This window comes from Acidobacterium sp. FHG110202_01, assembly GCF_059115305.1.
On the sequence record NZ_JBZYWJ010000009.1, the window covers coordinates 115,163 to 134,656 of the forward strand.

At 54.5% G+C, this 19,494-nt stretch carries 16 protein-coding genes and 1 tRNA gene; 7 read left to right on the top strand and 10 right to left on the bottom strand.

Annotation, left to right across the window (positions count from 1 at the left end; genetic code table 11):
- Positions 1-77 precede the first annotated feature (77 nt).
- From AC5S16_RS18425 to AC5S16_RS18435, 3 genes are all read left to right on the top strand, one after another.
- Entirely contained in the window at positions 78-2,981 is a 2,904-nt protein-coding gene (locus AC5S16_RS18425) for a TonB-dependent receptor (protein WP_493931574.1), read from the top strand.
- A gap of 12 nt (positions 2,982-2,993) precedes the next feature.
- Entirely contained in the window at positions 2,994-4,958 is a 1,965-nt protein-coding gene (locus AC5S16_RS18430; protein WP_493931575.1) for a S9 family peptidase, read from the top strand.
- Positions 4,959-5,439: 481 nt separating this feature from the next.
- On the top strand, positions 5,440-9,153 hold the full coding sequence (locus AC5S16_RS18435; protein ID WP_493931576.1) for a carboxypeptidase-like regulatory domain-containing protein: 3,714 nt from the start codon (positions 5,440-5,442) through the stop codon (positions 9,151-9,153).
- Between the two features lie 504 nt (positions 9,154-9,657).
- Here the strand turns inward: AC5S16_RS18435 and AC5S16_RS18440 are convergent.
- Complete coding sequence (locus tag AC5S16_RS18440; RefSeq protein ID WP_493931577.1) at positions 9,658-10,050, bottom strand: VOC family protein; 393 nt, start codon at positions 10,048-10,050, stop codon at positions 9,658-9,660.
- A 19-nt stretch (positions 10,051-10,069) separates the two neighbouring features.
- Here AC5S16_RS18440 and AC5S16_RS18445 point away from each other — a divergent pair, with 19 nt between their 5' ends.
- On the top strand, positions 10,070-10,390 hold the full coding sequence (locus tag AC5S16_RS18445) for an alpha/beta fold hydrolase (RefSeq protein WP_493931578.1): 321 nt from the start codon (positions 10,070-10,072) through the stop codon (positions 10,388-10,390).
- Positions 10,391-10,628: 238 nt separating this feature from the next.
- Here the strand turns inward: AC5S16_RS18445 and AC5S16_RS18450 are convergent.
- The 3 genes from AC5S16_RS18450 to AC5S16_RS18460 all read right to left on the bottom strand — a co-directional run bounded on the left by AC5S16_RS18450 (position 10,629) and on the right by AC5S16_RS18460 (position 14,100).
- Positions 10,629-10,702, bottom strand: a tRNA-Gln gene (locus tag AC5S16_RS18450).
- A 142-nt stretch (positions 10,703-10,844) separates the two neighbouring features.
- Complete coding sequence (locus AC5S16_RS18455; protein WP_493931579.1) at positions 10,845-13,415, bottom strand: ABC transporter permease; 2,571 nt, start codon at positions 13,413-13,415, stop codon at positions 10,845-10,847.
- Position 13,416: 1 nt separating this feature from the next.
- Positions 13,417-14,100, bottom strand: coding sequence for an ABC transporter ATP-binding protein (locus AC5S16_RS18460; protein WP_493931580.1), 684 nt, complete (start codon positions 14,098-14,100; stop codon positions 13,417-13,419).
- 31 nt (positions 14,101-14,131) lie between these two features.
- Between AC5S16_RS18460 and AC5S16_RS18465 the strand changes: the two genes are divergently transcribed.
- Positions 14,132-14,776 (top strand): arylesterase, encoded by a 645-nt coding sequence (locus tag AC5S16_RS18465; protein ID WP_493931581.1) that lies wholly within the window; start codon positions 14,132-14,134, stop codon positions 14,774-14,776.
- Positions 14,777-14,791: 15 nt separating this feature from the next.
- On the opposite strand, the gene truB is transcribed toward AC5S16_RS18465, so the two are convergent.
- Genes truB through AC5S16_RS18490 form a run of 5 tightly spaced genes read right to left on the bottom strand, consistent with a single transcriptional unit; the run spans position 14,792 to position 18,259 of the window.
- Positions 14,792-15,667: a tRNA pseudouridine(55) synthase TruB gene (gene truB, locus AC5S16_RS18470; protein WP_493931582.1), complete on the bottom strand. Its 876-nt coding sequence runs from the start codon at positions 15,665-15,667 to the stop codon at positions 14,792-14,794.
- Between the two features lie 21 nt (positions 15,668-15,688).
- Positions 15,689-16,303 (bottom strand): GTP cyclohydrolase I FolE, encoded by a 615-nt coding sequence (gene folE, locus AC5S16_RS18475; RefSeq protein WP_493931583.1) that lies wholly within the window; start codon positions 16,301-16,303, stop codon positions 15,689-15,691.
- A gap of 30 nt (positions 16,304-16,333) precedes the next feature.
- Positions 16,334-16,762 carry a 6-carboxytetrahydropterin synthase gene (locus AC5S16_RS18480; protein WP_493931584.1) on the bottom strand — a complete coding sequence of 143 codons (429 nt, stop codon included), beginning with the start codon at positions 16,760-16,762 and terminating at the stop codon, positions 16,334-16,336.
- A complete protein-coding gene (locus AC5S16_RS18485; protein ID WP_493931585.1) occupies positions 16,759-17,169 on the bottom strand; it encodes a 6-pyruvoyl trahydropterin synthase family protein in 411 nt (136 codons plus the stop codon). Before AC5S16_RS18485 ends, AC5S16_RS18480 begins: the two co-directional genes overlap by 4 nt.
- A 46-nt stretch (positions 17,170-17,215) precedes the next feature.
- Positions 17,216-18,259: a glycosyltransferase family 2 protein gene (locus AC5S16_RS18490; protein ID WP_493931586.1), complete on the bottom strand. Its 1,044-nt coding sequence runs from the start codon at positions 18,257-18,259 to the stop codon at positions 17,216-17,218.
- A 40-nt stretch (positions 18,260-18,299) separates the two neighbouring features.
- Between AC5S16_RS18490 and AC5S16_RS18495 the strand changes: the two genes are divergently transcribed.
- The gene (locus tag AC5S16_RS18495) at positions 18,300-18,785 is read left to right on the top strand and encodes a TlpA family protein disulfide reductase (RefSeq protein WP_493931587.1); all 486 of its coding nucleotides are present in this window, start codon (positions 18,300-18,302) and stop codon (positions 18,783-18,785) included.
- 28 nt (positions 18,786-18,813) lie between these two features.
- Entirely contained in the window at positions 18,814-19,095 is a 282-nt protein-coding gene (locus AC5S16_RS18500; RefSeq protein WP_493931588.1) for a hypothetical protein, read from the top strand.
- Here the strand turns inward: AC5S16_RS18500 and AC5S16_RS18505 are convergent, their stop codons facing one another.
- Positions 19,096-19,491, bottom strand: coding sequence for a YybH family protein (locus tag AC5S16_RS18505; RefSeq protein ID WP_493931589.1), 396 nt, complete (start codon positions 19,489-19,491; stop codon positions 19,096-19,098).
- Positions 19,492-19,494: the final 3 nt, after the last annotated feature.

Genomic DNA, 19,494 nt, shown 5'->3' on the forward strand with positions numbered 1-19,494 from the left:
ACAACCAACTAACAGGATTGCTCCCTCGCAGGAGTGCCCCTGCCGCTCTTACACGAACGATTTCAGGAGTCGCGACAATGACAAGACAAAATATCTATCTGTGGATTCGCCGCAGCGCGGCACTTGCTCCACTTCTCCTCAGTTTTCTGGTTTTTGCTCAGACATCGGCTGACGGCAGCATTTATGGTCACGTCACAGACAATACCGGGGCCGCGCTCACAGGCGTGCAGATTGTCGCCCACAGCCCCGCAGTCGGAGGCACCTTCAAAGCGGTCACCGATGACCAGGGAAATTACCGCCTGATCGAGTTGCCGCCATCGAACGACTACACGCTGGAAGCTGAGAACTCAGGCTTCCAGAAATTTGTCCGCGTCGGGCTCATCGTGCGCGCAGGACTCAACGTGACCGTGGATATTTCTCTCAACGTTGGTTCGCAGGCGCAGACTGTGCAGGTTTCGGGCGATGCCCCTTTGATCGACACGCAGAGCTCGGAGCAGGCGGTGAATCTAAGCGGCGAGCTGCTGCGCAATATCCCCATCACTGGCCGCCACGACTGGTCAGACTCGCTGCAGGTCACGCCCGGCATCATCAGCGCATCGAGCGACGCCGAAGGCGGGCAGACATATTTTCTGCGCGGCTCGGAAAATGAAAACCACGCAGTATTGCTGGACGGCATGGACATCGGCAGCTTCGAGCAGAACTGGCCGTCGAACAGCATCAGCATCGCCAACGAGTCGCTCGGAGATATTCAGATCAAGACCGGAGCGAACGATGCCTCATCGCCCGCTGCAATGGGCATGGTCATCAACCTTGCGAGCCCGGTAGGCAGCGATCAGTTTCACGGCTCCGTCCTCTATCTCATCGGCCCGGCAACGCTCAATGCAAACAATGTCTCCGGCGGCAACGCCGCAGCCTCGGCATCGGAGCAGCCTGATTTTTCTATCGGTGGCCCTATCAAGAGGCAGCGGGCCTGGTTCTTCTTCTCCGGCCGCTACATTCATCGCGATGATGGAATCAGCCAGACAAGCGCGCAGACGGATTATCTGCGGCAGATCGATCCAGGCTTTCAGCCATTTCCCAATGAGTCGCGCGGGTTTGTCTTCCTCGGAAATGCCTCCGTACAGCTTTCGCCGCGTCACCGGCTCATGGGCATCGCCCAGTATGACAGCCGCAAGCAGGATGCCAATTACCAGTGGTACACAACGGACATTGCGAAGAATCAATATGGCGGCGGCGCGTATGGCCTTCGCCTGATCTCGCAGTGGAGTCCACAGCTTTTGACTCGCTTTCTTATCTCGTACAACAACAAAGGAGCAAACAGCAGCCTGGGAGCTATCGGAGGCGTCGGGAACAAACCGGAAGAAGATATATATGCAACCTCTACCGCATCTGCGGGCAAGCTACTCGGTCAGGGCGCTTCACTCGCAACTCTGAACAACCTGTCCTCTGTATCGTTGAATCCGGCGCAGAAACTTACGCTTACAGGCGATCTCACCTACTACATTCCCAGGGCATGGGGCACGCACGAACTGGATGCAGGCTTTTATCTGGAACCGCACGAGCGCGATAAAAATACCACATATTATGCCAATGGCGGCGGCATCGTTCAGGAAGACGCAGCCCTCAACAATCCGAGTGACGCTACGCAGGGCTACACAATTTTTCATACGCAGTCGGTGAACGGCACCCAGAGCTTCCTGGCCAGCTACATCGGCGCCAACGATTACGCCTGGTATATCCAGGACCGCTGGCGGCCCATTCCCCGGCTGTCCATTACCGCAGGGCTGCGTCCCGACTGGATTTCAGGGCGTGACTTGGAGTTCAAAGTCACAACCCAGCACTCATGGAACTATGCGCCCCGCATTGGCGGCGCCTACGTTCTGACCGCAAATCAGAAGAACGTCGTCCGTGCCAGCTGGTCGAAGATTACCGATATTACAAATGCGAGCTATCTCGGGACCGCAGCAACTAGCACTGTAACTACGACAGATACGTATTACAATCCGAATGGCTCAGTCTTCGGGCAAATTGTCACTCCGGGAAGCACATCCAGCTTCCTCGGCAAGACTTTCGATCCGCACCGCCACCAGGGTTATGTGCAGGAATGGATTGTTGGCTACCGGACGCAGCTTCCGGGAGAAGTCGTGGTCGACGCCAGCTACATCCACCGCGACTACAAGGATCGTCCTGCCGAGTACGATACCAACCAGATTTACAGCACCACTTCCAGCGGAACAGTCTGGGGCGGCCTGGTAAACCCCGCGCTCAATAACACCTACTATGTCACCAACAATAAGTGGAACTGGTTTGTCTATCAGGGCATCGAGGTAACGGTTACGAAACAGGCGCGCAATCTCCAGTTGCTCAGCACCTACTCTTACTCTCCCGATCATCTGGCCGGCACATGGCAGCCATATGATCCCGCCGCAATTCTGGAGCCAACTAAGTTTGCCAACAATGCAGGTATAGGCTCGGTGCGCGGATATGTCACGAACGATTACACCGGCGACACGCGCAACCGAATGTGGCAGCGTCACCAGTGGCGGACCGGTATCAACTGGCAGGCGCCCTGGAAGCTGCGCGTGTCGAATACGTTCACCGCGCAATCGGGCACTCCCGGCGGTCCGGTCATCATTACTCTGCCCAGTTACAACGGTCAGTATGGGCCGGCAACCATGAAAACTGATGGCCGTACAGTTTCGAATCCACTGGCCACCACATACCGTTTCCAGAATGCGAATCGCGGTGAAGGACAGATCTGGTGCCCCTGGCTGATCCAATGGAATACGCTTGTAGGCCGCGTATTCAATCTCACCGATCGTCAATCGGTGGAGGCTGACGCGAATCTCTACAATCTCACAAACCGCGGCGCGGGCCAGCAGTTCGTCAACGGTAACAATGCCTCATCCCAGACCTTCGGCGAGTTGCAGAACATACAGCTTCCGCGATCGGCGCAGTTTACCGTGCGCTATCGTTTTTAAGGAGAAATGAAGATGAAGACCGCTTTTGTGCGCCATTCGGTATCGGGTCTTTTTCTCGCAACGGCGATTTGGAGCAGCGCCGCTACGGTCAATGCCCCGGCAAAACTTACGCTGGAAGATCTGGCCGACGCAAGCGGTCTGACATCTGTCGATCTCTCGCCCGATGGGCACGAGTTCGCGCTCGCACATGGGGGACAGATTGCTCTTGTTTCTTCCGAAGGAGGCTGGCCCGCTCAGTTGACGACAACGCCGGGCGGCAAGCAAGGAATCAAATGGTCGCCCGACGGGCGGTCGATCGCTTTCGTCAGTGAAGGCGCGATATGGACCGTGCCTGTTGCCGGAGGCCAGCCGCAGCGGTTGACCGAGGGCCGCCACGGCGCCGGTGATCCACGCACTGCAACCGATCGCAGTCCACTGTGGTCGCCGAATGGCAAATGGATTCTCTTCGAGACAGGCCGCCGCGGCAATGCTGATCTTGGCGTCGTCAGCGAAGACGGCCTTTCCACCAGCCTTCTTACTACCTCCCCGGCGGATGAAGAAAATGCTTCATGGTCGCCCGACGGCACGCGCATCGCCTACGTCGAACGCTCGCCCGAGCATTTCAGCGGACGCCTGCTTGTGGCGGAATTCGATTCCGCGGCCGGCCGGCTCAAAGGCGAGCCCAAAGTGATCTACACTGCGCAGGAAGACCGCGGAGGAGGCTGGTCCATCCGCCGTCCTGAATGGTCTCCCGATGGCAAATCGCTGGCCGTCATTTTGCAGAACACCGGCTGGGACAAGATTTATCTCATTCCGGCGAACGGCGGCGATCCTCATCCGGTAACAACAGGCGACTCCGAAGACGAGAGCCCTGTGTTTTCTCCTGACGGAAAGTACCTGGCCTTCGCTTCCAATCGAAACAAGCTGGAAGAGCGGCACATCTGGATTGTTTCCGTGGATGGAAGTCATCCTCGTGAAGTGGCCTCTGTATCGGCCGGCACTGAAGGCGAACCCATCTGGTCGCCGGATGGACATCGCATTTATTTCCTGCACAACTCATCCTTCGAGCCATCGAGTCTTGCCGTTGCCTCACTCAACGGCAATGCCGCTCATCTTCTGCTTCGCACGCAGCCCATCAGCTTTGCGAATACAGGTCTCGCGCAGCCCGAGGTCGTTCATTACAAGAGCAAGGACGGCCTGGACATTGCCGCCATCCTCTACAAGCCGCTGCATTACGTCGCGGGCAAGCAATATCCCGCAGTGCTCTGGATCCATGGCGGCCCTGAAGGTCAGGACACTCTGGGATGGGACCCATGGGCGCTCTACCTGGCGCAGAACGGCTACGTCGTTCTGACTCCCAATTACCGCGGCAGCAGCGGCTACGGAGAGAAGTTCCGCAACCTGAATGTCGAAGACAGCGGCGGCGGTGAAGTCGATGATGTAGCTCTCGGCGCTGAATACCTGGTCTCACTGGGGTTCGCCGATAAAGAACGGATCGGCATCGGCGGCGGAAGCCACGGCGGCACGATGGTGGCGTATGAAGTTACAAAACAGCCGCATGTGTTTCATGCCGCCATCGAACTCTACGGCGTGGTTGACCGCGCATCCTTCATCGAGCGCACCAACCGCCCATCGGCAATTCGCTGGACGGAAAAAATGGGAGGCGATCCTAAAAAGAAACCGGAAGTATATCGTAAAGCAAATATCCTGCCCGATGTTCCCAGAGTCACCGCTCCCCTGCTGATCATGCACGGCGAAGATGATCCACAGGTCCCGCCCTATGAGTCGCAGCTGTTTACGGCAGCGCTCAAAAAGGCCGGCAAGCCATATCTGTACTTCACCTACCCCAAAGAGCTGCACGGATTTTCGCAGCGCGATCACCGTCTCGACGCGTGGCGCAAACAAATCGCATTTCTGAACCTGTATCTGAAGCATGAGGCCGGACGCAGCATTACCTCAACGCAGGACATAGTGCTCGACGAATCAAAAATAGAGTAGCGCGAATTCCACCCACGACTGCCGGCAGCATACGATACAAATCAGACATGATCACGAGAGGGATGCCGTCGACGGAAATCTCCTGCTTATGAACAGTCGGTTTGAGACCAGCGGGCAGTGTTCATTGGAGCTGATTCGACGCTAAGTTTCCCGATTCTTCCCAGTTCATCTGGTTCTCTCTCTTCCGTCCATAGCAGGAAGAGGCTCCAAACGCATCAGCAGGCAATATTTCATTTATGGAAACGTTTCCAATAAAAAATCCAGAAATATGTAGATTCGCCGGCTGATATTTATACGGTTGCACTCTGCAACCCCTCAGTTCTGAAGGAAAAATCACAAGTACACTGTTCTGCCAGTTATAAAACTTATTTGGCAAGTTAATTGCTGAACGATAAACATCCATTCATTCATTTCTGTATTTTTTATCCATCAGTTCAACTTCAATTCACTTTTTCTTTTGCTTTAGGAGATCTCTCAGAGAATGCGTGCTTTTGTATATAGAGTTTTGTTGTTAGCCATGCTTGCCGCGTCTCCATCGCTTTTGCATGCACAGGCAGTAGCAACCGTCACAGGCGTCGTTACGGATACATCAGGAGCGGTGGTTCCAGGCGTGCACGTAGTGTTGTCCAATCCCACAACAGGCGTGCAATACACGGCAGACACGAATTCTGAGGGTTCCTATCGCATCTCGCCTGTTGCTCCAGGCCCGGGCTATCGGCTGGTATTCACGCAATCAGGCTTCTCTCCTTTCCAGGTAGATAACATCTACGTCAATGTTGCGAACGTCCGCACCCAGAACGCAAAGCTCAAGCCGGGGCAAAACGTAGAAATCACCGTGAATGCCGCAGGCCAGGAGGTTACGCTCAACACGGAAGATGCCTCAATCGGCAACAATCTCGAGGTCTCCAAGCTGAATGACCTGCCTATTCAGAACCGCTCGTCACCCTCAGTACTGTTCACTCTGCAACCGGGTGTCACTCTCAGCGGCGCGACCAGCGGTGCGCGAACCGATCAGACGAACGCCACGCTCGATGGTCTGGATGTCAATGACTTCGGAACGGGAAACTTCCAGTCAATTGTTGCCAACGCTCCAGTGGACTCCGTGCAGGAGTTCCGCGGCACCACTGGCGGCTTTACGTCCAGCAGCGGCCCTGGCGGCGGCGGACAGTTTCAGATGGTGACCAAGAGCGGCTCCAACCAGTGGCACGGCAATCTGAACGAGTACCATCGCGACAACTCAACTGTCGCCAACGACTGGTTCAATAACCTGGCAGACGTCCGCTCGCCCAAATTGGTGCGTAATCAGTTCGGCGGTGCAGTGGGTGGCCCTATTAAGCACGATCGCCTCTTTTTCTTCTTTGACTACAACAACTCGCGGATTTCACAGAGCACGGCGGTGACCCGCACGGTGCCATTGCCTTCATTCACTTCCGGCAATGTCTCCTACATCAACAACAACGCAGGCTGCACAGGTGGAAGCCGCCAGAACACCACATCAAATTGCATCAGCACATATACGCCGGCGCAGGTGCAGCAGCTGGACCCCGCAGGAATTGGCGAGAGCCCGGCGGTTCTCGCGCTGCTCAAGCAATATCCGGCGCCGAATGACCTGACACATGGAGACGGCGTGAATACTGGCGGATTCCGGTTCAACTCGCCTCAGCCGGACATGGCCACAAATTATGTCGGCAGACTCGATTACAACCTGAGCGACACCATTCACCTGTGGGGACGCGGCACCGTTGCGCGCGAGAACCAATACAATTCAGCCTCGCAGTTTCCAGGGCAACCGCCTGCAAGCCAGTTCGTCGACCGCAGCTATGCCTACGTCATCGGCATGGACTGGCAAATCAGCAAAAACAAGACGAACCAGGTCTCCTATGGCACGAACGTACAGGACTGGAGCTTCCCGAGGCCCAGCAATCCCTGGGGCCTGACTCAGGTATCTATGGGCGGAGGCTTCGATAGCTACTACTCAAGCCCATCCAATGCACAGGCACGCCGTATTCCCATCCCGCAGGTGCAGGACAACTTCAACTGGCAGATCGGCAACCACAACCTTACCATCGGCGGCACCTTCAAGTGGATTACCCAGATGAGCTCCACCACTCTGGCCTATGACACCTACAACATCGGCTTGAACTTTACCGTCCAGGCGTTGAATGGCAGCCTGCGCCCGAAGAATATCTTGTCAACTAGCTCAACAGCTCAGTCCACCTGGGACAATGCCTTTACAGATATCCTGGGCCGCGTCGGCGGCGTCAGCGGTACCTTCAACTACAATGCCCAGGGTCAGCCTCAGCCCCAGGGCACTGCGCAGGTTCTCAACTACCGCTACTACCAGCCACAGGTATACGTCGCCGATACCTGGAAGGTCACTCCGCGTTTCACTCTTTCCTATGGTCTGAGCTATCAGTACTTCTCCGTGCCGTATGAAACACACGGACTGGAGACAGTGCAGACCACCACATTAGACAGCTATATCAAAGCCCGCGTCGCGCAAAGCTCCGCCGGCGCCAGCGGCAACGATGCAGTTCCCTTCCTGACCTACGTGCTGGGCGGCCCTGTGAACCATGGCCCGGGACTCTATCATTCAGACTTCAAGAACTTCGGCCCCCATGTGGGATTTGCGTGGAACCCGGGATTCGATCCGGCAACGGTCTTCAGCGGCAGCTTCGCTACCGTCTATGACCGCACCATCGTCAGCGCTGTCCAGTATCAGCAGACCCAATTCTCTTACCTCTTCCAGCAGCCGCTCTCCGAGCAGTTCGGTTCAGGTACAGATCCGGCAGGAGCGCTCAGGACCGATGCCCGTTATGATGCGCCTCCGGCCGTCGTTCCTCCCAGCACGCCAAAGCCTCCGTTTACCCCATACGTCACAGACGGTGTTCCTACCGGACTGCAAAGCGGCGCTGCATTCAATGAAATGATTGACCCGACGCTGAAGACGCCGTATTCGCTGATGTTCACCTTCGGCATGCAGCACGCGTTTTCCAACTCAACGCAGCTCAGGATCGACTACGTTGGCCGTCTCGGACGCCGGCTGCTGGCACAGGCCGACTCAGAGCAGCTGATTGACTTCCCCGACCGGGCCTCCGGACAGATGATGGCGCAGGCTGTCGGCAACCTGACTAGAGCGTTGCGCACAGGGCTTGATCCAGTCAACAACCCGGGTAGCGTGCCCGTGCAGCCCTGGTTTGAGAACCAGCTACCTGCAGGATATGGAGCCAGTCAGGGCTTCCCAAGCAACACTGCGTGGGTAGCCAATAACTATCAGACCCTGCTCACACGTGGTGATTTCGCCGATACGATTCAGGGGCTCTCAAGCCTGCTGCAGCCGAACGTTGGCATGGCGGCTCAGTTTTCGGAGAACACCATGTACACCAACAAAGGCTTCTCCTCCTATCATGGCCTGCTTGTGACCTTGCAGAGGAACCTGTCGCACGGACTGCAGTTCACCGCCAACTACACCTGGTCGCACTCCATAGACAACGTATCGGCAACAGCGAATACGGTAGCCTATGGCGGCTATGGCTTCATCTGCGATGTACTGCGTCCGCGTAGCTGCCGTGGTAACTCCGACTTCGATACGGCCCATTACTTCAACAGCACCTTTACCTACTCGCTTCCCTTCGGACGTGGACGCACCTTTGGCGGCAATATGCCTCTGGGTCTGGACGAGATCCTGGGCGGATGGGATGTCAGCGGTATCCCCATCTGGCACAGTGGCCAGGCATTCACCCCGGTAACCAGCGCGTTCGTTGCAGGCTATGCCAACAACGCACCGGCCATCTTCAATGGCGATAACGGAGCAATACAGCGTAAGGCGCACAAGACAAACGGGATCATGAATCTCTTCAAAGACCCGGATGCTGCTGTCAATGCCTTCCAGGGACCGATCGGCTTCGAGATTGGTAGCCGCAATATCCTGCGCGGACCGCTGTACTTCAATATGGACGCCGGTCTTGCGAAGACCTTCAAAGTCGTCCCCGAGTGGGGACTGATTCTGAAGCTAAGAGGCGATGCATTCAATGTGCTGAACCATCCTAACTTTGAGACGCCCACCAACACTGGCGGCTTCAATGACATCACACAGCCAAGCAATTTTGGTCAGCTGACCAAAATGATCACCGGAAATAGCGACACTGCATGGGCTCCGCGCGTTTTGCAGCTCTCACTGCGCATGGAGTTCTAAACGAAACCTAGAGACCGTTTGACTTACAAAAAAAAGGGCGAATTTCCTGATGGGATTTCGCCCTCAAAATTCGCAGCCTTGTGATCTTTGGCAGCCAAGTTTCTGATAAATTTCATTACCATTCGTGATCCGCAATCCGGGATGTCAGCTGCATTGAATTGCCTTAAAGTCAAGCACTTATCCAGGCTAAGCCTTCTTTCCTAGTGGCAGTCTCTCACTTTGTGTGGTGATGGTCTGCCTAAGATACTCGTTCTTTTCGAGTATGTAGGCTACTAGGTGCTGAAGCCGAACTATCTGTTCTTGCGGTGATGCGCTGTATTCGAATTTGTAGTTGATATCTTCAGTCAGCGCGGAAATGATCCGTTCTTGAGCCACAGCTTCCTCCTCACGCGGTTGTCCATTTCAAATGCTGAGCGACACCGCAGTCGTCTCAAGCTCATTTAGTCCCGTTAGGGTTTGTGGCCATTCCTTAAGAAAATTGGGAAGTTCTACACTGAATCTTATCTAAAGCATTATCTTGGCGGGGGCATTCTGGATGAACTCGATCGTTACCCCGTCAGGCCCACGCAAGTAGATAAGACGCATTCCGTCCCGGTCACCGCCTTCGACAGTCTGTGGTTCCGCAACTGGGAACCAGCGAGCCTCGGCTACGCGGGCAAGTGCGGCATCCATATTGTCGACGTAAAGACAAACATGAACTGATCCCACGTCACAGGAGCGAGGCTTGAACGTCTGGCGATCACCTGGCGCCTGATATTCGAGCAATTCAATTCGATGGCCATAGCCCTCGACCATCGCAATCGACATTGCAGCGCCATCAACACCCACCAGCTTCTCGATAAATGGACTATTCTCGAAGTTCCATGCATAGAGATGCTGGAATCCAAGAATCTTCACCCAAAAATCGAGCGCGTCCTTGAGCGAGGGTACCGTTATGCCGGTATGCTCAACTTTGGAGATGGCGACTGGTGATTTCGAGGTCCTGGTATTGGGTGCTGGATGGGCATACTTCGCTTCATGGCCAGAGACGGCTAAAGATTTTGCTGGATTATCCCAAACCAAATTAACTATGCCCGTGCTATCTATCGCGGGTGAAAAAGGAAGCGCAGCGATCCTTGGCCCTCAGATGAAGCGCGTAGCAACGGATGTCAAGGTGATCGATTTGAAGGATACCGGCCATTGGCTCATGGAAGAGCGACCCAAAGAAACAATGGATGCCCTTATTGCATTTCTGTGATGCCTGCGAAGGCGTCTGCTACATTTTCTGATCGGACCTGACAAAGAAAAGGAGCTTGGTTGGATCATTAGCGGGAAACGCGCGTTATCAATCCTCGAAACACACCATCAATCCATCGAAGACAATTTACATCTGTCCTCTCATCAGTAGTTTACTGATAAGTAGCTGGCCGGCCGCTTTTAATAGGTTTCGAACTTATATCATCTATATTATAGATTACAAATAACTTATATGATATTGGCTGCCCCCCAGGGATTCGAACCCCGATATGCTGATCCAGAGTCAGCTGTCCTACCATTGAACGAGGGGGCAGTGCTTAGGCGCTGTGGATGCACGCTTAGAAGTGCTGCTAATTCATAGTAAAAGCTGCAGCAGCTTCGGTCAACTTCTGATGGGTGTCGGGCGGGCTTCAAGTAAGGAGTCTCGTCATGTATGCAGTGCCCCACATAGAGGTCTACTCTTCCCGCAAAACTTCCAAGGGTTTCTGGCCCAGAATTCTGAAGCTTGCAATCCATCCCGTGATCACGGCAAGAACAACGGTTGCTATCACTGTAATTGCGCTGGAAACATATTCGATGCGGTAGGGGACTTCCATTTTATGGAGCAGCATGGCTGACAGAAGATTGGCGAAGATCACTCCTACAATGCCAGCAAACAGTCCCAACAAAGCAAATTCTATGCTGAAAACGCTGGCAATCCGGTTACGCGTGGCCCCTAATGTCTTGAGGACTACCACCTCGCGAATTCGTCTGAACCGGGTGCTGGCAACGCTTGACGCCAAAATCACTGCTCCAGAGAGAATTGAGAATCCTGCCAGAAAACGGATGACCAACGTGATCTGATGAATGACTCCTTGCACAGTTTCGAGAATGTCCGCAATGTTGATGACCGTCACCGTTGGATAAGTAGCAAACAATGCCCGCTCCATGGATGCAATCTGTTGTGACTGGATGTGCACGGTCGCATACCAGACTACGGGTAATCCCTGCAGTGTTCCGGATGGCAAGATAAATTCGCTGCGGGCGAAGACATGCTCTCCTTCTGCTTTGTAGGTCAGGGTAACGTGCGAGTGAATCTCCTTTTCTCCGGAAAGGAAGACGACCTCGGAACCGGGATGCAGGTTCAGCCTGCGGGCAACACGGTCGACAACGGCAAGACTATCGGCATCGCTCTTCCGCCACCATTTGCCCTGTACGATCTTCACTCCATCCGGCACTGCATCTGCCCATGTCACCGGAACGGAAGACAGCATACGTGGCGGATAGTTTTTCAATTTAAGCTTGGCGGTGTCCATTCCATCAACAGAAATAATGCGCGCTGTAACGATTGGAATAGATTCGAACTTCCCCTGTACGCCTGGCTGATGCGCAAGCAGGTCCTTCACCCCCTGCAGTTCATCCTGAGCAATGTCGATGAGAAAGATATTCGGAGCACCGGTGGTGGCATCGGAATTCATGCGGTTGACAATGGCATGCTGCATCAGAAATACACTCAGGATGAGCATCACACCCGTGCCCAGCGCAGCCAGTACGGCTGCAGACTGATTTCCTGGGCGGTACAGATTGGCAAGGCCATGCCGTAGCGTTGAGTTCAGATGCAGCCGCGTCTTATTAAGAAACGCTCGAAGAGTCCGCAGCGTGAATGCCGCCAATACAAGCACGAAGACAAGGATCCCGCAAAGCGCCGCGGTGAACCACTTTCCTACCAGCATGGAGTCAGCCAGTGCAGCAGCTATGCCTCCCAGGGCAAGCAGGACAACGACAACGGAAGTCCACTGTACTCTGTTTTCGCTGAGTCTCTTCCACCAGCTCTGTTTCTCGGCATCGCCTTCGACTGTTTTTCGCAAGACGACATTCGGCCTGACCTTGCGCACGTCAAGTAATGGTGGAAGGCAGAACAATAGCGTGGTCAGTATTCCCGTGCCAAATGCTGCGGAGACAGAACGAATCGGCAAGCGTAGCGGCGGCTGGAGCGGCAATAGTTTTCCAAACAACATGGGCAAAGCCCACTCAACACCAATGCCCAGAGCGATTCCGAGGACAGAGCCAGCAACTCCGAGCAATAGCGTCTGCAACAGATAAATGCGCAGAATATCTGACGAGCGAGCGCCGATTGATTTCATGATGGCGAGGATATCGATGCGCTGCTGCAAGTGGGCGCGCATGGCCATGGCCACTCCTATCGCTCCAAGCACCATGGCAACCAGGCAGATAAGGCTTAAAAGGCCAGTCGCACGGTCGAGGCCTTCTGAGATCGCAGGGCTCGTCTCGCGAAAATCAGAAATCTGCGCATCAGGAAGAATCTTTTCCAGCTCTGCACGCGCACTTGCAACATTGATGCTCTGCGGATTGAGCCGAAAAAGATAGCGCTCTGTCGCGCGACTTCCCTCCTGCAACAATCCAGTCTTATTAACTGCAGTGCGGGTCATCATCACGCGCGGCCCCATGCCGACACCAGCAGTCAGGCGGTCGGGCTCCTTTTCGATCACTGCAGCAATGCGGAAATATTGCCCGCCGATCTTCAGCTGGTCTCCAACATTCGCGTGCAGACGCACCAGAAGATTGTCATCGACTACGACGGTTGAGTCTGTTAGTGCGGTGGGCAAGTCCCCGGCAGGATTCAGAATGATCTTTCCATAGAATGGATATTTTTCCGGATCAACGATCTTCAATGACACCAACAACGGCACTGGATCGCCCTGCCGCGAGGCCATCGAGACAGTCTCTGTTACCCATGTGCGCTCAATATCTTTTGATGTCGCAAGAGCATTCAGCTTTACGGTTTCTTGAGGGTCGGCGATGCGAAACATGCGCGCTGACAAATCAGCCGACATGATGCTGCGCGCCTGGTCGAGCATTGTCTTCACAAACGATTCGCTGAAACCGCGAACGCCGGTGAGCGCGGCCACACCAATAGCAACAGATAGGATGACAAAGACAAATTTCGCTTGCGAAGCATGCAGCTCGCGCCATGCAATCTTTGCCGCGGTGCTCCAACCTAAAGCAGGTTTCTGTTCTGCTGCCATCTCACGCCTGCTTTCCAATTTCATCCGAAACAATGCGGCCGTCTTTCATTACAATACGGCGGTCGGCGCGGTCGGCAATCTGCTTATCGTGCGTCACTAGCACCAGTGTCGTCTTCGCCTCGCGCTGGCGGTTGGTAAGCAGATCGAGCACATGCTGTCCGTTGTTTGAATCAAGGTTGCCGGTTGGCTCATCGGCCAGCACAATCGGCGGCTCCAGCACGAAAGCCCGCGCAAGGGCCACGCGCTGTTGTTCTCCACCGGAGAGCTGGACAGGATAATGCTGCAGGCGATCCGCCAGGCCGACAGTTTCAAGCAGACCAATAGCGCGGTGCTTTCCGTCCCCACCGTTTGCGTTCAACTCATACGGGAGCAGAACATTTTCAAGCGCCGTCAAAGTCGGAATCAGCTGATACGACTGAAAGACAAAACCGATCTTTTTGCCGCGTACCTGTGCGAGTTCATCCTCCGGCAGCCGGCTGATTTCAGTTCCATCAACAAGCACCTCACCTTCTGTCGGAGCATCCAGTCCTGCCATCAGTCCCAACAGCGTGCTTTTCCCGCTGCCCGAGGCGCCCATGATGGCAATGAATTGCCCGCGTGGCACAGTCAGATCAATTCCTTTTAATATGTCGACCGCGCGGGCGCCATTGCGGATCGATTTTTTCAGCCCGCGAACTTCAATCATTCCCAACTCCAGTTCTGCATACAATGAAGATGTGACACGACGGCATATTTTCCTCTTATTTCTTACGCTTTGCCTCACATCTGCGTTCCCGCACAACCTGATTCCTCAGACGAAAAATTCAAGCAGTTCCCCGTTTATCGTCTGCTTTGGAAATTCGCTGACTGCAGGACACAGTGTTGAACCCGGCCACACCTATCCAGACTACCTGCAGAAGCTGCTCAACGAACGCGGCTACTCTTACCATATCGTCAACCAGGGCGTCAGCGGCAATACATCCAAAGACGGAGTGGACCGACTAAAAGACGTGCTGGCCTTGCATCCGAAAATTGTGGTCCTGGAGTTCGGCGGCAACGACGGACTGCGAGGATTGCCTCTCACCGTCACAAAGCAGAACATTGACCAGATGCTTGCTGCATTGCAGAAAAATGGAATCAAAGTTGTGCTTGCAGGCATCACTCTTCCACCAAATTATGGGCAGGACTACATTCAGCAGTTCAATGCACTCTATGCATCGCTCGCGAAGAAATATAAGGTGCCGCTGATTCCCTTTTTTCTCAAAAACGTGTACGGAGTGCCCGGCTCCATGCAAGATGACGGTATTCATCCCACAGCGCAGGGCTGCAAACAAGTGGCTGCAAATGTATTTGAAATGCTCAAGCCACTGTTGAGAAAGTAAATTTTTGTTAAGGCACTACCCCAGCACGACCATAGGCTGAAAGAGCGTTCCGGCAATTCGCTTTCCGACTGCAATCAAATCTCGCTGACCTTCAAATATCTTCACCAGCGGAGCATGCGAAAACTCCGGAAGGTTCACTGCCGCTCCATTGCGCAGCCGGCCAGCTGAAAATGCATCGGCGGTCACAGCAGGCAGTTCCAGCAAAAGCGTGCGTGGATGTGGCATCTTTTGGACTAACGAATCTGCAACAACCCGGGCTTCTACTTCTTCGAGTGGAATTGCATCCTCAATCAAAAATGGCCCCGCCGCTATACGCCGCAGGCTTGCAAGATGCGCACCGCAACTAAGCGCCATACCTAATTCATGAGCCACACTGCGGACGTATCCGCCTGCAGAAGTCGTCATCACAAATGAAGCAGTATCATTTTCAATCGAAGTAATCTCAAATTTCTGAATCGTGATGTGAGCGGGCTTCAGCTTTGGAGTCTCGCCGGACCGCGCTACCTGATAGGCACGCTTGCCATCTACTTTTTTTGCCGAGAATGGCGGCGGCATCTGTTCCATCTCTCCGTAAAACCGCGTTGCCGCACTGCGCACCTGATCAAGCGCGAGTGCAATGGGAGCGGCTTCACCGATAACCTGACCATCAGCATCGTAAGTATCGGTCGCGAAGCCGAAGCGGATCGTTCCTGTATATGTTTTTTCGAGAGAGACGAAAAACTGCGCCAGCCGCGTGTACTTTCCCAGCAGTAGCGGCAGCACTCCAGTCGCCATGGGATCAAGCGTGCCCAGGTGCCCGATCGAGCGCTCCTGAGTAGCGCGACGCACGCGGGCTACGACGTCGTGCGAGGTCATTCCGGAAGGTTTGTCAACGATCAGCAGCCCATTCACTCTGACTACTATAGCTGCATTTCAGAAACCGTTTGCCGTGCGCTCGCGAACCAGGGCCAGGAACTCATTGCGCGTGTTCTGCTTCTGAAAAACTCCCAGCATCGCCGAAGTTACCGTCGAAGAGTGCTGTTTTTCGACGCCGCGCATCATCATGCATAGATGCCGCGCCTCAACCACTACACCGACACCCTGCGGCTCAATGGCGTCCTGGATTGCGTCAGCGATCTGCCGCGTCATGCGCTCCTGCACCTGCAGACGGCGGGCAAATACCTCAACCAGGCGTGGAATCTTGCTCAGCCCGATGACCTTGCCGTTGGGAATATAGGCAACATGCACTTTACCGAAGAACGGCAGCATGTGGTGCTCACAGAGCGAGAACATCTCAATATCCTTGACGATGACCATCTCATCGTAGTCGACATCAAACAGCGCCCCGCGCAGGATTTCCGTCGGGTTCTCGCGATAGCCCTTAGTCAGGAACGCCAGTGACTTCTCTACGCGCTCCGGAGTGCGTTCGAGTCCGTCGCGCGTCGGGTCTTCATCAAACCTGCGAATGATCTCGCGGTACATATCCTGTGTTGATACGTTTTCCAGGCCTGTCGTCATGGCTTTGCGCACAATTGCTGGTCTCGGCATCTTCGTTCTCTTTTCTAACCCGTCCATCGCTCAGCGCCCCGCCGCAAAGCGTCTGTCTACCGGATATTCGAATGAATTGTTGCTCGTCTCTTCCACCCGGACACGCACCACTTCCGCCTTATCAAATGCGGCTTTCAGCAGACGATACACCTCAACACATAGATTCTCCGTCGTTGGTACACGATCCTGAAAAAGCGGGTCCAGGTTCAGATTCGTATGGTCGAAGCGGCTGACGACCTCTTTCTGAACGCAGGCATCCAGATCAACAAGATCGCAGACCATACCTGTATCTTCAGCCACCCGCCCACCGACCGTAACTTCGATCACATAATTATGGCCGTGTCCGTAAGGATTGTTGCACTTGCCATAGACAGCACGGTTCTTCTCTGCGCTGAATGAATCCGTGTGCAGGCGATGCGAAGCACTCATGCGGTATCTGCGCGAGAAATAGGCTCTCATGGCTCACCGTAGTAGTCGGCAAAGAGATCGGGCAGCTCGTAGACTCGCACGTGATACAGCTTTGCTCCGGGAATTTTTCCCTCAAGCCGTTTCCATACGGCAATTGCAATGTTCTCTGTTGTCGGGATCGTCTTTAGAAACTCCGGCACTTCCTTGTTCAAATGCCGGTGGTCGTAGACACTCACGACCTCGCGCTCCATTACATCTTTGAGGTCTTTCAGATCGACCACAAATCCAGACGCCGTATCCACATCGCCGGCCACCGTCACTTCCAGCGTGTAGTTGTGCCCATGTCCATTTCTGTTAGCGCACTTGCCAAAGATGCGCTCGTTCTCTTCCTGCGGCCACGCATCGTTCCAGTAATAATGCGATGCGGAAAATTCAGCTTTCCTTGTAAGCAAAATCATTGTTTTTAGCTTCTACTGAATGGATTCAGTACCATCCTCAAACGTTTCAGCGGCTTCCGCCCGCGTATTCCCGTCCTTTCCAGACTACGCGTTTTGTTACCGTATGGTCGAACCAGCTTCGCCACAGCAGCCAGATAAACAACGGCAGGCCGAAGACGCTGAGCAGGCAGTCGCTGAAAGGAAAATTTGACTTCATCACCCGTCGATAGAAGCGCCACAGAGTCCGCGCCCAGACCAGCAAAATCAGCAACCGTGCGGTGATCCATGGCATGGTCAAGCTTACCGGCCAGCGGAAATACCATGCCAGCACTGGTAATCCTGCCAACAGCAAAACATCGAGCACCTTCCACGCTGCTGTTGTCAAAGTATTACTGAAGAGCAGAGCCAGGTTCTTGGTCCAGCCTTCACACATCTGCCCAAAGCTGCGATACATACGCGTGCTTAGCGCATCAGGAGCATAGCGGAAGCGCAGCCCCAGCTTGCGCCGCTTCACCAGATAAGCCAGCTCCACATCTTCAAGCACGGACTGCGCTACCGCCTCATGGCCGCCGATCTTGAAGTAAGCATCACGATCCACCAACAGAAACTGCCCATTCGCCGCAGCCAGCCGCGATTCCGGATCAGAAACCTTCGCCGACGGATATGCCAACGCGAGTTCGCTGAAGACCAGCGGCATCAGCGCGCGCTGCCAGAAACCCGACACAATCTGCCCGGGTGAATAGGAAAGCATTGCTACCGTATGCTTCTCAGCTTCATGTAAGGCTCGACGCAGGTCGCCCGGCTCATGCACGGTGTCGGCATCGGTGAACAACAGCCACTCACCCTGCGCCTGTTTGGCTGCTGTCCACGCAGCGTTGACTTTTCCCGTCCATCCTTTAGGAGGCGCCGGAGCGCTCAACACCGTCACACTGGAGAAACCGGAAGCGATTTCCCGTGTGCGGTCGGTTGAGCCGTCGTCGATGACGAACAATTCCCAGTCCCGGCCTAGCTTCCAGTCTTCGTCCGACTGGGAGACCAGCGATTCAAGGCACGCGCCCAGGTTGTCCTCTTCATTTCTCGCCGGAATAATGACGCTTAGTTCCAAATACACTCCATCATGTTCCAGACCGTATTATAGAAACGTGCGGCAGATGCGAAAATTGATGGCGGTCGTGCTGGCGCCGCTGCTCATTGCTTTTACTGGATGCGACCGTGGCTCACATCCTACTCAGGTAGCCACTCGGGCTCCCGGTTTCACGATCACAGATGATCAGAAAACCATCAGCCTCAGCGATTACCACGGTAAAGTCGTCGTGCTTAACTTCTGGGCTTCGTGGTGCGCGCCGTGTGTTGAGGAGCTGCCGTCGCTCATCAACCTGCAGAAACAGATGCCGCAGATTGTCGTTCTGGGCGTGGACTTCAACGATGATGTGGACTCCTATCGCCAGTTCCTTACCGACCATCACGTCAACCTGCTCACAATCCACGACGAGTCTCAGGTCAGCAATCTCGCGTTTGGAACAAAACGTCCGCCGGAAACCTATGTCATCGATGGCAATGGCATGATCCGCCGTAAATTCATCGGCCCACAGGACTGGACCAACCCCGAAATCATGAACTACCTCAGGAACCTGTAGTTGTTCAATTCCCTGCTATCATTGGGTTATGACAACGGTTGAAGTCCTCTTTCGCTATGAACAGCACCCCACGGAAGCTGCTATGTACGCGCTCGGCAACATGGGCGAGGTTTATGGCATTCGCCGCATTCAGCTGAAAGAAGAAGAGAAGACCGTTCGTGTCGAGTACGATGCCACGAGACTGAACAAGGCCGTTGTCGAACAGCTGCTTCGCCGGGCGGGAATCAACATCACTGAAGAAGTCTCTCTCATCCCACCGCCGCCACCTCCTCCTATGGAAGCGGAAGCTGCGCCGGCACCAACGAAGTAGCTACTCCGGATTTTCGACTGTTAACAGATTTGCATCACGCGACAAGAGCCACCTTCCATCTAGCTGTTTACGAAATACACTAAGCGTATATCCGGTGCGTTTCATTGGTACTCCGCCTCCGTGGGGAACCATCGAAACCCGAAGATGGTTCCGCGTGTACGCCACGTCGCCGGCTACCTGAATCTCTTCCAGTTCCGTGCGACCTTCCGTGCGCACATGCTCCATTCCCGCTCTGGAAGCTTCGGCAAAAACCTCTTTGCCAAATGGAGGCCTTCCCGGAACTAGAAACACTGCGTCTTCCGCAATCAACCCCAGCACAGTCTCGAGATCACCGGCCATTAATGCCTGCATCCACTTTGCAATAAGATCGCGAATTGCCTGCTCATCTGTAGGCATGTA